Genomic DNA, 13388 nt, shown 5'->3' on the forward strand with positions numbered 1-13388 from the left:
AGGGGCGAATACCCCAGGATCGCAGCCTCAACTCCATGATCGACGGGCAGGAGAGGGCGGGATCGACGGGCAGGGAGACGGGTGGGAGGGTCAGCGGCTGTCCAGGAGGGGTTGGGTGGGGTTCCAGGGTGGGCCACCGGCGGCGTCGCGACGGCGGCGGGCGATGGCCGACAACGCTTCCAGCACGACCCGGTTGCCGAGGTAGGCGGTGATGTCGGCGTGGTCGTACGGCGGGGCGACCTCCACCACGTCCACCCCGACCACGGGGAGTTCGTAGCAGACCCGGCGGACCGCGTCGAGCAGCTGCCGACTGGTGAAGCCGCCCGGTTCGGGGGTGCCGGTGCCGGGGGCCATACCCGGGTCCACCACGTCCACGTCGACGGAGAGGAAGACGCCCTCGCACTCGTCGGTCGCGATGTCGAACGCCTCGGTGAGGCAGTCGTCCAGGCCACGGGCCACGATCTCGGTCATCTCGTACGAGCGCATGCGCTGCTCGGCCATCCAGGACAGGGTCGACGGGCCCGGCCAGTAGCCGCGCAGGCCGATCTGGAGGAACCGGTCGCCGCGTACCGCGCCGGACTCGATGAGTCGACGCATCGGCTGGCCGTGACCGTGCAGCGAGCCGAACTCGATGTCGCCGGTGTCGGCGTGCGCGTCGAAGTGCACCAGCGACACCCGGCCCAGCCCGTGGTGGCGGGCCACCCCGGTGGCGTCGGGCTGGGCGATGGAGTGGTCGCCGCCGAGGACCACCGGGATCGCACCGGCCGAGGCGACCGCGTACACGGCGGTTTCCAGCGCGGACAGCGACCGTTCGATGTCGCCGGAGAACATCTCGACGTCACCGGCGTCGTAGACGCACAGGTCGCGCAGCGCGTCGACGCGCAGCGCCAGGGAGGGGCGGGAGCCGTCGTGCGGCAGATAGCACGCCTGCCGGATGGCGGACGGGCCGAACCGGGTGCCGGGGCGGTGCGAGGTGCCGCCGTCGAAGGGCGCGCCGATGATCACGACGTCGGCGTCGGCGTACGTGACGGGCTCCTCGATCGTGCAGGGCGGTACGCCGAGGAACGTCACGTCGGGGCCGTACATCGGGCCGTACCGGGTCATCGTTCCGCCATTCCCCACGGCGAGCCGTAGGCGGTGAGCAGGTCGAGGAAGGGCTTGGGCGGCAACGCCTCCGGTCCGAGCACCCCGCTGCCCGACCACACGCCGTCGGCCAGCAGTTCCAGGGCGACCACCGGGTTCACCGCGGTCTGCCAGACCACCGCCTGGTGGCCGTACTCGCGCATCGACCACTCGTTGTCGACCACGTGGTAGAGGTAGACCCGGCGCGGCTCGCCGTCGGTGCCGATACCGGTGACGTACGTGCCGGCGCAGGTCTTGCCGCGCATCCGGTCGCCGAGGGTGGCCGGGTCGGGCAGGCAGGCGGCCACCACGTCGCGCGGCGACACGGAGACCGGGCCGACCCGCACCGGCGCGGTCGAGGAGAGACCGAGTTTGTGCAGCGTCCTGAGCACCTCGATGAACTCCGCGCCGAGGCCGTACTTGAAGGTGACCCGCTTGGCCGGCACCCAGCGCGGGATCAGCAGCACCTCCTCGTGCTCCACGTTGACGCACTCGACCGGCCCGATCCCGTCGGGGAACTCGAAGACCTCCGGCTCACTGAACGGCTCGGTGGTGAACCAGCCCCGGTCGGCCTCCCAGATCACCGGCGGGTTCAGGCACTCCTCGATGGTGGTCCAGATGGAGAACGACGGGGCGAAGTCGTAGCCGTCGACGGTCAGGTTCGCGCCGTCGCGTACCCCGATCTCGTCGATCTCGCGGAACAACTCGTCGGCGGCGTACCGGGCGAAGACGTCGGAGAGGCCGGGCTCGACACCGATGCCGCAGAGCGCCAGCCGCCCGGCCTCCGTCCAGCGGTCGGCCGCCGCGAACTGCGCGTCGCCGAGCATCACGCCGGTCTCCTGATAGGGCCGGGTCGGGTGCGGGCGGGACAACGACATCGCCATGTCGAGGTAGTCGGCGCCGGCCGCGTACGCCCCGTCGAAGATCGGCATGACGAAGCGTGGGTCGACCGCGTTGAGCACGTGGGTGATCCGGTGTTCACGGCAGAGTGCCGCGACCGCCTCCGCCGAGGCGGCGTCGACCCCGGCGGCGACGAAGCGGTCGTCGCGGCCGGCGACGGCCCGCGCGGCGCGGGTCTCGTCGTGGTCGGCGACCACCATCGTGTCGAAGAAGGCACGTCGGGCCGCGATGGCGACGACGGCGGAACCGACGCCTCCGGCCCCGATCAGCAGCACGCGCATCACGAGTCGAACCCCAGACCGAAGCGATCGAGCGTACGGAGCCACAGGTTGCGCCGCCCCTGTCGAGCGTCGGCCCGGGCCATGGACCAGCGGGTGAGCCCGATGCCGACCGCGCGGGCCGGTTCGGGCGGGAACGGCAGCGGCCGACTGCGGACCAGGTCGAGCCGGGTCAGCGGGCTGTCCACGCCGTCGAGCAGGTCGAGCATCACCCGGGCACCGAACCGGGTCGCCCCGACGCCGAGCCCGGTGTACCCGGCCGCGTACGCGAGCCGACCGGAGTACGCCGTGCCGAAGAAGGCGCAGAACCGGGTGCTGGTGTCGATCACCCCGCCCCAGCGGTGGCTGAACCGGACGTCGGCGAGCTGCGGGAAGGTGGTGAAGAAGTGACGGGCGAGGGCGGTGAAGGTGGCGTCGCGCTGGTCCAGTGCCGGCGTCATCCGGTTGCCGTAGTGGTAGATCGCGTCGTAGCCGCCGAACAGGATCCGCCCGTCGTCGGTGAGCCGGTAGTAGTGGAACTGGTTGCCGGTGTCGGCCAGTCCCTGCCGGTTACGCCAGCCGACGGCGTCCCGCTGCGCGGGCGTCAACGGCTCGGTCGTCAGCGCGTAGTCGTACACCGGCACGATCCAGGTGCGCAGGCGGCGCAGCAGCGGCGGGAACGCGTTGGTGGCCAGCACCACCTTGGCGGCGCGGACCGCCCCGGGGCTGCCGTCGGCGGCGACGGTGCGGGCCAGCAACGCGTTGGTGTCCCGGTGCAGGCCGGTGACCCGGGTGTGCTCGTGCACCCGTACGCCGAGGTCCACGCAGGCCCGGCGCAGTCCCCAGGCCAACCGCGCCGGGTCGAGCATCGCCACCCGGTCACGGTCCCACAGTCCGCCGAGGTACGTCGGCGAGTCGACCTCGGCGCGCACCTCGTCGGCGTCGAGCAGGCGCACGTCGTGCCCGTACCGTCCGGCCAGCGCGGCGTCGGCGGCCAACCCGTCGAGCTGGTACGGCTCGACCGCCACCGACAGTTCGCCGGTCCGCGCGAAGTCGCAGTCGATCCGGTGCTCCGCAACGGTGTCGGCGATGGCGTCGAGGTTCTCCCGGCCGAGCCGTTCCAGCGTCTGGATCTCGTCCGGGAACCGCTGCACCCCGTTGGCCAGCCCGTGCGTCAGCGAGGCGGCACAGAACCCGCCGTTGCGTCCGGAGGCCGCCCAGCCGCAGGTCCCCGCCTCCACCAGCAGCACGTCCCGCGCCGGGTCGGCCTGCTTGGCCAGCAGCGCCGCCCACAGCCCGCTGTAGCCGCCCCCGATCACCACCAGGTCGGCGGTGGTCGGGCCGGGCAGCGGCGGCAGCGGGTCGGGCCGCTCCGGCCGGTCGAGCCAGTACGGTGCGCGGACCGCGTCGGCGAGCGCCCGGCCGGCGGATGGCCCGGTCATGACCGGCTTGTCGCCCGGGGAGCCGGCACCGCGAACGCCGCCCGGCGGGCCCGTCGGCCCCGCAGCATGCTGGCCAGCACCAGCAGCAACGCGATCGCGAACATGGCCGTACCGATGACGTTGACCTGCGGCGGGATGCCCCGCTGGGCGGCACCCCAGACGTACATCGGGAACGTGACGGTGGTGCCGGAGTTGAAGTTGGTGATGATGAAGTCGTCGAAGCTGAGCGAGAACGCCAGCAGTGCGGCGGCCACGATGCCGGGCAGCACCAACGGCAACGTGATGCGGCGGAACGTCTGCCACTCGCTGGCGTAGAGGTCCATCGCGGCCTCCTCCAGCCGCCGGTCCATCCCGGCCAGCCGCGCCTTGACCGTCACCACCACGAACGACATGCAGAACATCACGTGCGCGATGACGATGGTCCAGAACCCCAGCGGCACCCCGCCGGCGACGAAGAGGGCCAGCAGCGAGGTGCCCATCACCAGTTCCGGCGTGGCCATCGGCAGGAAGATCAGCACGTTGAGCCCGGAGCGTCCCCGGAACCGGTGCCGGACCAGCGCGAACGCCATCAGCGTGCCGAGCGCGGTGGCGGCGACGGTGGCGATGAAGCCGATCTGCACGCTGCGGACCACCGCGTCGCACATGTCGGAGGTGGCGCACGGGTTACGCCAGTTGTCGAGCGTGAACGCGTGGAAGTCGTACGAGAGCCGGTTGGAGGGGCGGTTGAACGACAACGCGCCCACCACGGCGATCGGCAGGAACAGGTAGCCGAGCACCAGCAGGGCCACGCCCATCACCCAGTGCTGCGCCCACCACCGGGAGAACCTGGTCATAGGACCTCCTCCGTGCCGGCCCGACGCAGATAGACGAAGACCACCGCGAGGATCGCCGACATCAGCAGGAACGACAGCGCCGCGCCCTGCGGATAGTCCAGCCGGACCAGGAACGCCGAGTCGATGACGTTGCCGATCATGTACTGGTTGGGCGTACCGAGCAGTTCGGCGTTGATGTAGTCGCCGGTGGCCGGGATGAAGAAGAGCAGCGTCCCGGCGATCAGGCCCGGCATCGACAACGGCAGGGTGACCCGGCGGAACGTCTTCAGCGGGCTCGCGTACAGGTCGCTGGACGCCTCCAGCAGCCGGTGGTCGAGCCGCTCCAGGCTCGCGTACAGCGGCAGCACCAGGAACGGCAGGAAGTTGTACGTCAGGCCGAGCACCACCGCGATCGGGGTGGCCAGCAGCCGTCCGTCCGGACCGAGCAGGTGGACGTCCCGCAGCAGCCCGACCAACCAGCCGTTGTCCGACAGGATGGTCTTCCAGGCCAGCGTGCGCACCAGGAAACTGGTGAACATCGGCGCGATCACGCAGACCAGCAGCAGGTTCTTCCACCGGCCGGCCTTCTGCGCGATCGCGTACGCCAACGGGTAGCCCATCAGCAGCGCCAGCACCAACGCGATGCCCGCGTACAGGAACGAGCGGCTGAACTGGGGCCAGTACGCCTGCAACGCCGCCGGGTAGTTCCCGAAAGCCCAGGTCATCGCGTACCCGGTGGAGAGCGTGCCGTTCGGGTCGTAGAGGCTGGCCGCCGCGAGTTGCAGCAACGGCAGGGCGAAGAAGAGGAACAGCCAGGCCGCGCCCGGCAGCAGCAACAGGTACGGCAGGAGGCGGTACCGCCCTGATCGGGCAGCCGGCGGCGGCGACGCCGGCTGCCCGGAGCCGGTGGGTACGTGAGCCAGCGCGCTCACGCCGTGCCCTCGCGTCGCTGGCTCATGAGGACGCACCGACCGGCTCGTCCAGGACCGGAGTGGTCCGGTCCTCCTCGTCGGCGCGGCGCCCGAGCAGGAAGGCGTGCTGCGGATCCCAGTACGCCACGGCCCGCTCGCCGACGGCGAAGCGCTGCTGCGCCCCGCTGTTGGCGACGAAGACGCTCAGCTCGGTGCCCCAGCCGGTGCGCAGCAGGTACTGCGTGCTCACCCCGACGTAGGAGGCGTCGGTGACGGTGCCTTCGAGGTGCTGGTTACCGGCCGGCACCTGCACGGCGGCGCCAACCAGGTGCAGCTTCTCTGGGCGTACGCCCAGGAAGACCGGACCCTGGTCGGTGCGGGCCCGCGCCGACGGCACGGAGAACCGCGCGCCGTGCGCGGTGACCAGGAGGTCGCCGCCGTCGATGCCGGAGACCTCGCCCGCGATCAGGTTGGACTGGCCGAGAAAGTTGGCCACGAACGCGGTGGCCGGGAACTCGTAGATCTCGGCGGGTGGGCCGAGCTGCTCGATCCGCCCGGCGTTCATCACCGCGACCGTGTCGGCCATCGTCATGGCCTCCTCCTGGTCGTGGGTGACGTGTACGAAGGTGATGCCGACCTCGGTCTGGATGCGCTTGAGCTCGATCTGCATCTGCCGACGCAGCTTGAGGTCGAGCGCGCCGAGCGGCTCGTCCAGCAGCAGCACCTGCGGGTGGTTGATCAGCGCGCGGGCCAGCGCGACCCGCTGCTGCTGCCCGCCGGAGAGCTGGGCCGGGCGACGCCGTTCGTACCCGTCGAGCTGCACCAGCGACAGCATCTCGCGGACCTGCCCGTCGACCGAGCGGATGCCGCGCCGCCGCAGGCCGAAGGCCACGTTCTCGAAGATGTCCAGGTGCGGGAAGAGGGCGTAGCTCTGGAACACGGTGTTGACCGGCCGCTTGTACGGACGCAGCCGGGCGATGTCCCGGTCACCGAGCAGCACCTGCCCGCTGGTCGGCTCCTCCAGCCCGGCGATCATGCGCAGCGTGGTGGTCTTGCCGCAGCCGGACGCACCCAGCAGGGCGAAGAACGAGCCCTGCGGAATGGTCAGGCTCAGGTCGTCGACGGCGGTGAACGGGCCGAACGTCTTGGTGAGGTCGGCCAGCCTCAGGTCACCGGCCGGAGTGTCCCGCGCCATCGTCACGCTCCGATAACCTGCTGGAACTTGGTCTCGTACTCGCGTTCCTGCTGCTCGTCCAGGGCCATGAAGACGCGGGCCTTGGAGAGGATCGCCTCGTCCGGGAAGATCAGCGGGTTGGCGGCCAACTCCGGGTCGATCTTCTCCATCTCCTCCTGCGCGCCCTGCACCGGACAGATGTAGTTGACGTACGCGGCGAGCTGCGCGGCGATGGCCGGCTCGTAGTAGTGGTTGATCAGGGCCTCGGCGTTGCCCTTGTGGGTGGCCTTGTTCGGCACGAGCATGTTGTCCGACCAGAGCGTCACACCGGAGTCGGGCACCACGAACTTGATCTGCTCGTCGTCGAAGCCGAGCTGGATGATGTCGCCGGACCAGCCGATGCACGCCGCGATGTCGCCCTTGGCCAGGTCGGGGGCGTAGTCGTTGCCGGTGAAGCGGCGGATCTGCCCGGAGTCGACCGCCTTCTTGAGCTTGTTCAGGGCGTCGTCGAACTGGCTGGCGGTGAAGTCGGCCGGGTTGTGGCCGTTCGACATCAGCAGCAGGCCCATGGTGTCGCGCATCTCGGTCAGCGCGGTCACCTTGCCCTTGAGGTCGGCGCGGGTGAGCAGCTCGTCGACGGTCCGGATCTCCCGGGTGACCCGACCGTTGTACGCCAGTCCGGCCAGGCCGGACTGCCACGGGACGGCGAGGTGGTTGTCCACGTCGAAGGGACGGTTCCGCAACGACGGCAGCAGGTTCGCCTCGACGTTCGGCAGCTTCGACTTGTCGAGCCGCTGGATCCAGCCGAGCCGGATCATCCGGGCGGCCATCCAGTCGGTGAGCACCATGACGTCCCGCCCGGTGCCCTGACAGGCGGCGAGCTGGTTCTGCACCTTGCCGAAGAACTCGTTGTTGTCGTTGACGTCCTCGGTATAGGTCACCTGGATGCCGGTGTCGGTGACGAACTTGTCGAGGCTGGGACGCTTCGACGCGTCGTCGTCATCGACGTCCATGTATTGCGGCCAGTTGGAGAAGGCGACAGTCTTCTCCGTGCCGGACAGGTCCTCGCTGACACAACCGGCCTCGGTCTGCTGCGCGCCGGGGGTGCCGCAACCGGCGAGAGTGCCACCCGCCGCGAGCAGCGCGGCCGAGCCGAGGGTGCCGGTGAGCAGACCACGCCGAGTGAGGGGCCGGTAAGCGTTTCGCATGTGACGACTCCTACAGGTCATCGTCGGCGGCGGGACGGGGGTGGGCGCGCCGACGGGAGGGTCAATGGCGATGGACGACTGATCCTGACATGAGGAAACCTCGCTCACAAGGGATTCCGTAGCCGCAATAGCCGTGGACGACGAATTACGCCAGACTGCGCGGTGGCACTAGGCTCAGCGCCGTGATGGACATGGGGAGCGCTCGATGACGAACCGGCAGCAGGACAACGGCACCGGCGGACGCCGGGTCAGCGTGCGGGAGGGCGCCAGCCACGTGCTGCTCGACGACGTGGCCAAGCAGATCATCGAACAGCTCCAGCAGGACGGCCGTCGCCCGTACGCGACCATCGGCAAGGCGGTCGGGCTCTCCGAGGCTGCGGTACGTCAACGCGTACAACGGCTGCTCGACGCCGGGGTAATGCAGATCGTCGCGGTGACCGATCCGCTCCAACTCGGCTTCCCCCGCCAGGCCATGATCGGCCTGCGTACCGACGGCGACCTGGAGAGCGTCGCGGACCGGATCGCCGAACTCGACGAGGTCGACTACGTGGTGATCACCGCCGGCTCCTTCGACCTGCTGGCCGAGGTGGTCTGCCGCAACGACGAGCACCTGCTGGAGATCCTGCAACGCCTGCGCGCGGTCTCCGGCGTGCTCTCCACCGAGGCGTTCGTCTACCTCAAACTCCGCAAGCAGACCTACAGCTGGGGCACCGCCTGATCATGCGCCGCGCGCGCCTCCGCCCCGTGCGCCCTCGCCCCACCCGCCCGCGCCCCACCCGCCCCGGCCCCGCGCGCCCCCGCCCCACCGCCCGCCCCCACCCTCGCGGCCTCGCGCCCTCGCGGCCTCGCGCCCTCGCGCCCTCGCGGCGATCATGGAGTTGTGGTCGCGGAAACGCGCCGATCGCCCTGGTTTGTCGCTGCCACAACTCCATGATCGCCGTGCGGGGAGGGCCGCGCGTGAGGCGCGGTGCCGCGCGGGGAGGGCCGTGCGGGGAGGGCCGTGCGTGAGGCGCGGGTGCGGTGTGGGAAGGCCGTGCGGGAGGTCAGCGCGGGAGTGTGGTGAGGAACGCGCGCCAGGCGTCGGGAGCGAAGGTCAGGGTGCCGCCGGCTCGATCCTTGCTGTCGCGCACCAGGACCCGGCCGGGCAGGTTGTCGGCCACCTCGACGCAGTCGCCGCCGTTGTTGCTGCTGCGGGTGGCGGTGCGCCAGCGGGCGTCGGTCATGTCCATGTCGTCGCCACTTCCCTGATCAGCTCGATGGACCGGCGGCGGGGCAGCGCCTCACCGGTGACGCTCTCCCATCTCGCGCCCAGGCTAGCAAGGTCGGCACGCTCGGTCACCACCTGACCGCGCAACTGATTGTCCAGATAGGCCGCCTCACCGCCGTCCGGCGTCCGGGCCAGCACGAACGGCCCGGCCAGGCCGGTGTGCCACGGATTCTCCGCCGGGATCACCCGGACCTGCACGTGCTCCCGCTCGCCCCACTCGGCCAGGTGGAGCAGTTGCCCGGCCATCACCGCCCGGTCGCCGCCCACCCGCCGACGCAGCACCACCTCGTCGATCACCGCCACCAGTTGCAGCGGCACCTCGCGCTCCAGCACCCGCTGCCGGGCCAGTCGCGCCGCCACGATCTCCTCCACCTGCGTCGGCGCCACCAGGCCGCCGGTCGCCAGCACCGCTCGGGCGTACGCCTCGGTCTGGAGCAGGCCCGGCACGAGCAGCGGCTGGTACGACCGCAGCGAGCTGGCGATCTGCTCCAGTTGGGCCCACTCCTGGAACCAGGGCATGTCCCGGCGACGGTGGGGCTCCGGCCAGAGTTCCTTCGACTGGCATCCGAGGACGGCGGCGACGGCGGCCCGGGTGCCGGGATGCGGGGTACGCCCGTCGGCCACCCAACGGCCCGCCGTCTTCGGGTCGACGCCGACCTTCCCGGCCAACGACTGAGCCGTCTCGCCCTTGTCAGCCATCGCCAACCGCAGTGTCTCGTTCATCTGCCGACCTCCGTCCACGCGTCACGTTGCGCCGCACGCTAGACACTCTGGGTGGCGCTGTCCGCCCGGTCTCGGCGTGTTGCGGGCGGGACTGTTTCGCGCATCTGAGGTGCGACCGAGATGCCCCTCGAATGCCCTGGACAGGACGCACTACCCGACGCCCACCATTCACCTCCACCACCCACCTGCGGGCGAGGCGGGTCCGGTGGCGGGAGCGGGCGGGGCAGGCCCGCCGACGCGGAGGTCGCCGGCCGGCGCCGGTTCGGCCATCACATCGCGAACATGGACCTTGGAAAGTTTCCGTTAGTAGATAACGGAAACTGTCCAAGATCTCGACTGATCGACAGCGAGGCACCTGACCTCCCACCAGCCGCCTTTGCTCTGCTTCAACCAGCGCACTGCCGTCGAACGAAAACCGTTGCGGTGGTTGAAGCAGAGCAAAGGCGACCGAGAGGTCACCCCGCGAGCCGGACAACGCTGATCGCGAACTGGCGCGCGCGAAGATCAGTGGGACCCGACGAGCTGACGAGCCGGACCCGCAGGAGGACGCCGCAGGGCAGTGGCGATGCGGAATCCGTTGCACTAAGTCGGATAAGCTCGCTAAATCCGTTGCATCGAGGCGTAAGTTCAACCGATTGCACTTGCCTCGCGGCGGCGGGCTGTGGGATAACCGTGAGCAGAGCGGCCGGTGAACCCCTGACCGGCCCGAGACCCGATGGGGCTGACATGGCGAACGCCACCGACCACCTCTGGATGCACTTCACCCGGATGGCGAGCTACTCCGCAGGCGAGGTACCGACGATCGTGCGCGGCGAGGGCGCGTACGTCTGGGACTCGCAGGGTCGCCGCTACCTGGACGGCCTCGCCGGGCTCTTCGTCGTCAACGCCGGCCACGGTCGCACCGAGCTGGCCGAGGCCGGCGCCAAGCAGGCCGGGGAGCTGGCGTACTTCCCGCTCTGGTCGTACGCCCACCCGACCGCCGTGGAGCTGGCCGAGCGGATCTCGGAGCTGGCCCCGGGCGACCTGAACCGGGTCTTCTTCACCACCGGCGGGTCGGAGGCGGTCGAGGCGGCCTGGAAACTGGCCCGGGCGTACTTCAAGCGCGTCGGCAAGCCCACCAAGCACAAGGTGGTCAGCCGGTACATCGCCTATCACGGCACCTCCATGGGCGCCCTGTCGATCACCGGGCTGCCGGGCATCAAGACGGACTTCGAGCCGCTGGTGCCGGGCGGGATCAAGGTGCCGAACACCAACTTCTACCGGGCTCCGGAGCACGGTGACGACCCGGTGGCGTTCGGTCGCTGGGCCGCCGAGGAGATCGGACGGGCCATCGAGCGGGAGGGGCCGGACACCGTCGCGGCGGTCTTCCTGGAGCCGGTGCAGAACTCGGGCGGCTGCTTCCCACCGCCGCCCGGCTACTTCGAGCGGGTCCGCGAGATCTGCGACGCGTACGACGTGCTGCTGGTCAGCGACGAGGTGATCTGCTCGTGGGGTCGGCTCGGCGAGTACTTCGGCGCGACCCGTTACGGATACCAGCCGGACATCATCACCACCGCCAAGGGCATCACCTCGGGGTACGCCCCGCTCGGCGCGATGATCGCCAGCGACCGGCTGATGGAGCCGTTCCTCACCGAGACCGGCATGTTCGCCCACGGGGTGACCTTCGGCGGGCACCCGGTCTCCTGCGCGGTGGCCCTGGCCAACCTGGAGGTCTTCGCCCGTGAGGACCTCGTCGGGCACGTACGCGCCAACGAGGCGGCCTTCCGGTCGACCCTGGAGAAGTTGCACGACCTGCCGATCGTCGGCGACGTCCGGGGCGACGGCTACTTCTACGGCATCGAGCTGGTCAAGGACAAGACCACCCGGGAGACCTTCGACGAGGCCGAGTCGGAACGGCTGCTGCGCGGCTTCCTGTCCAGCGCGTTGTTCTCCGCCGGGCTCTACTGCCGGGCCGACGACCGGGGGGACCCGGTGGTGCAGCTCGCCCCACCGCTGATCGCCGGGCAGCAGCAGTTCGACGAGATCGAACAGATCCTGCGCGGCGTACTCACCGAGGCCTGGACCAGACTCTAGGAGGCGGTGGTGGCCTACCAGGACCTGTCGTACTGGCTGTCCACCGTGGACGAGCCGTTGACGCCACGCCCGCCGCTGGCCGGTGACACCGTCGCCGACGTGGTCATCGTGGGCGCGGGCTACACCGGACTGTGGACGGCGTACTACCTCGCCGAGGCCGAGCCCGCCCTGCGGATCGTGGTCCTGGAACGCCAGGTGGCCGGCTTCGGCGCGTCCGGGCGTAACGGCGGCTGGTGCTCCGCGCTGCTGCCCACCTCGCTGACCGCGTTGGCCCGGCGGCACGGCCGGGACGCCGCGATCGCCATGCAGCACGCCATGCACGACACGGTCCGCGAGGTCGGCCGGGTGGTCGCCGCCGAGGGCATCGACTGCCACTGGTCGTACGGCGGCACCGTGGTGTTGGCCCGGAGCGCGCCGCAGGTGCAGCGCGCCCGGGCGGCGGTGGCCGAGGCGCGGCAGTTCGGTTTCGGCCCGGAGGACCTGGACCTGCTCGGTCCGGCGGAGGCCGTCGCCCGGTGCGGTGCCACCGGGGTCCGCGCCGCCACCTACACGCCGCACTGCGCGGCCGTGCACCCGGCGCGGCTGGTCCGTGGCCTGGCACGTGCCGTCGAACGCCGGGGCGTCACGATCCACGAGCGCACCCCGGTCACCGAGATCCGGCCCCGCGCGGCGGTCACCCCGGCCGGCACCGTACGCGCCCCGGTGGTGATCCGGGCGACCGAGGGCTACACGCCGGCGCTGACCGGGCACCGGCGGGCCCTCGCCCCGGTCTACTCACTGATGATCGCCACCGAGCCGCTGCCCGACGAGACCTGGGCCGAGATCGGGCTGGCCGAGCGGGAGACGTTCTCCGACCACCGGCACGTCATCATCTACGGCCAACGCACGGTCGACGGCCGACTCGCCTTCGGCGGGCGGGGTGCCCCGTACCACTTCGGCTCGCGGGTCCGGTCCGACTACGACCGGGAGCCACGGGTCTTCGCCGCCCTCCGCCGTACGCTCGGCGACCTCTTCCCGACGCTCGGCCCCGACGTGCCCGTCACGCACACCTGGGGCGGTCCGCTCGGGGTGGCCCGGGACTGGGCGGCCTCGGTCGGCTACCACCGGGCCGACGGGCTGGGCTGGGCCGGCGGGTACGTCGGCGACGGGGTGGGCACCAGCAACCTCGCCGGTCGTACGCTGGCCGACCTGATCCGGAACGAACCGACCGCCCTGACCCGCCTCCCCTGGGTCAACCACCGCTCGCCCCGCTGGGAGCCGGAACCTCTGCGCTGGCTGGCGGTCAACGCCGGCCTGCGCCTGATGCACTCCGCCGACGAACGCGAGTCCCGCACCGGGCGGGCCTCCCGCCGCGCCGCCACCTTCTCCCGCCTCCTAGGCCACTGACCCCCTCCCCCGCCCCCTCCCTCCCCGCTCCGCCTCCCGCCCCGCCTTGACGCGTCGCCTTGACGCGTTGATCAAGAAGTTTGGTCGGCCCAGGCGCCAAAAAATCGGCGCAA

The 13388-nt window shown here is 70.9% G+C and carries 12 protein-coding genes; 3 read left to right on the forward strand and 9 right to left on the reverse strand.

Features of this window, described 5'->3' with window-relative positions:
- Window positions 1-90: 90 nt before the first annotated feature.
- The 7 genes from speB to ABZ738_RS24365 are packed head-to-tail and all read right to left on the reverse strand — an operon-like array spanning window position 91 to window position 7826.
- A complete protein-coding gene (speB, locus tag ABZ738_RS24335) occupies window positions 91-1104 on the reverse strand; it encodes an agmatinase (RefSeq protein ID WP_131057183.1) in 1014 nt (337 codons plus the stop codon).
- On the reverse strand, window positions 1101-2303 hold the full coding sequence (locus ABZ738_RS24340; protein ID WP_357216723.1) for a saccharopine dehydrogenase C-terminal domain-containing protein: 1203 nt from the start codon (window positions 2301-2303) through the stop codon (window positions 1101-1103). Before ABZ738_RS24340 ends, speB begins: the two co-directional genes overlap by 4 nt.
- Window positions 2303-3721 carry an FAD-dependent oxidoreductase gene (locus ABZ738_RS24345; protein ID WP_131055482.1) on the reverse strand — a complete coding sequence of 473 codons (1419 nt, stop codon included), beginning with the start codon at window positions 3719-3721 and terminating at the stop codon, window positions 2303-2305. The genes ABZ738_RS24340 and ABZ738_RS24345 overlap by 1 nt, the downstream gene beginning before the upstream one ends.
- Window positions 3718-4554, reverse strand: coding sequence for an ABC transporter permease (locus tag ABZ738_RS24350; RefSeq protein WP_131055484.1), 837 nt, complete (start codon window positions 4552-4554; stop codon window positions 3718-3720). Before ABZ738_RS24350 ends, ABZ738_RS24345 begins: the two co-directional genes overlap by 4 nt.
- Window positions 4551-5465, reverse strand: coding sequence for an ABC transporter permease (locus ABZ738_RS24355; protein WP_131055486.1), 915 nt, complete (start codon window positions 5463-5465; stop codon window positions 4551-4553). Before ABZ738_RS24355 ends, ABZ738_RS24350 begins: the two co-directional genes overlap by 4 nt.
- A gap of 22 nt (window positions 5466-5487) precedes the next feature.
- A complete protein-coding gene (locus ABZ738_RS24360) occupies window positions 5488-6639 on the reverse strand; it encodes an ABC transporter ATP-binding protein (protein WP_131055492.1) in 1152 nt (383 codons plus the stop codon).
- Window positions 6640-6641: 2 nt separating this feature from the next.
- Window positions 6642-7826, reverse strand: coding sequence for a spermidine/putrescine ABC transporter substrate-binding protein (locus tag ABZ738_RS24365; RefSeq protein ID WP_131055488.1), 1185 nt, complete (start codon window positions 7824-7826; stop codon window positions 6642-6644).
- 205 nt (window positions 7827-8031) lie between these two features.
- On the opposite strand from ABZ738_RS24365, the gene ABZ738_RS24370 reads away from it, so the two are divergent.
- Window positions 8032-8544 carry an Lrp/AsnC family transcriptional regulator gene (locus ABZ738_RS24370; RefSeq protein WP_131055490.1) on the forward strand — a complete coding sequence of 171 codons (513 nt, stop codon included), beginning with the start codon at window positions 8032-8034 and terminating at the stop codon, window positions 8542-8544.
- Window positions 8545-8869: 325 nt separating this feature from the next.
- Here ABZ738_RS24370 and ABZ738_RS24375 read toward each other — a convergent pair whose 3' ends face one another.
- A complete protein-coding gene (locus tag ABZ738_RS24375) occupies window positions 8870-9055 on the reverse strand; it encodes a DUF397 domain-containing protein (RefSeq protein ID WP_131056633.1) in 186 nt (61 codons plus the stop codon).
- Window positions 9046-9816, reverse strand: a complete 771-nt coding sequence (locus ABZ738_RS24380) for a helix-turn-helix transcriptional regulator (RefSeq protein WP_357216696.1) — start codon at window positions 9814-9816, stop codon at window positions 9046-9048. The genes ABZ738_RS24375 and ABZ738_RS24380 overlap by 10 nt, the downstream gene beginning before the upstream one ends.
- Before the next feature lie 726 nt (window positions 9817-10542).
- On the opposite strand from ABZ738_RS24380, the gene ABZ738_RS24385 reads away from it, so the two are divergent.
- Both ABZ738_RS24385 and ABZ738_RS24390 read left to right on the forward strand, forming a co-directional pair.
- Window positions 10543-11889 (forward strand): aspartate aminotransferase family protein, encoded by a 1347-nt coding sequence (locus ABZ738_RS24385; RefSeq protein WP_131056637.1) that lies wholly within the window; start codon window positions 10543-10545, stop codon window positions 11887-11889.
- 6 nt (window positions 11890-11895) lie between these two features.
- The gene (locus ABZ738_RS24390) at window positions 11896-13275 is read left to right on the forward strand and encodes an FAD-dependent oxidoreductase (protein WP_131056639.1); all 1380 of its coding nucleotides are present in this window, start codon (window positions 11896-11898) and stop codon (window positions 13273-13275) included.
- Window positions 13276-13388 lie beyond the last annotated feature (113 nt).

It is taken from the genome of Micromonospora sp. NPDC047793 (assembly GCF_040642635.1).
Taxonomy (GTDB): Bacteria; Actinomycetota; Actinomycetes; order Mycobacteriales; family Micromonosporaceae; genus Micromonospora.

What these genes read in the sequence shown, in the direction of transcription:
- speB (WP_131057183.1), bottom strand. Translation starts at nt 1,104, where the DNA reads ATGACCCGGTACGGCCCGATGTACGGCCCCGACGTGACGTTCCTCGGC.
- ABZ738_RS24340 (WP_357216723.1), bottom strand. Translation starts at nt 2,303, where the DNA reads ATGCGCGTGCTGCTGATCGGGGCCGGAGGCGTCGGTTCCGCCGTCGTC.
- ABZ738_RS24345 (WP_131055482.1), bottom strand. Translation starts at nt 3,721, where the DNA reads ATGACCGGGCCATCCGCCGGCCGGGCGCTCGCCGACGCGGTCCGCGCA.
- ABZ738_RS24350 (WP_131055484.1), bottom strand. Translation starts at nt 4,554, where the DNA reads ATGACCAGGTTCTCCCGGTGGTGGGCGCAGCACTGGGTGATGGGCGTG.
- ABZ738_RS24360 (WP_131055492.1), bottom strand. Translation starts at nt 6,639, where the DNA reads ATGGCGCGGGACACTCCGGCCGGTGACCTGAGGCTGGCCGACCTCACC.
- ABZ738_RS24365 (WP_131055488.1), bottom strand. Translation starts at nt 7,826, where the DNA reads ATGCGAAACGCTTACCGGCCCCTCACTCGGCGTGGTCTGCTCACCGGC.
- ABZ738_RS24370 (WP_131055490.1), top strand. Translation starts at nt 8,032, where the DNA reads ATGACGAACCGGCAGCAGGACAACGGCACCGGCGGACGCCGGGTCAGC.
- ABZ738_RS24375 (WP_131056633.1), bottom strand. Translation starts at nt 9,055, where the DNA reads ATGGACATGACCGACGCCCGCTGGCGCACCGCCACCCGCAGCAGCAAC.
- ABZ738_RS24380 (WP_357216696.1), bottom strand. Translation starts at nt 9,816, where the DNA reads ATGAACGAGACACTGCGGTTGGCGATGGCTGACAAGGGCGAGACGGCT.
- ABZ738_RS24385 (WP_131056637.1), top strand. Translation starts at nt 10,543, where the DNA reads ATGGCGAACGCCACCGACCACCTCTGGATGCACTTCACCCGGATGGCG.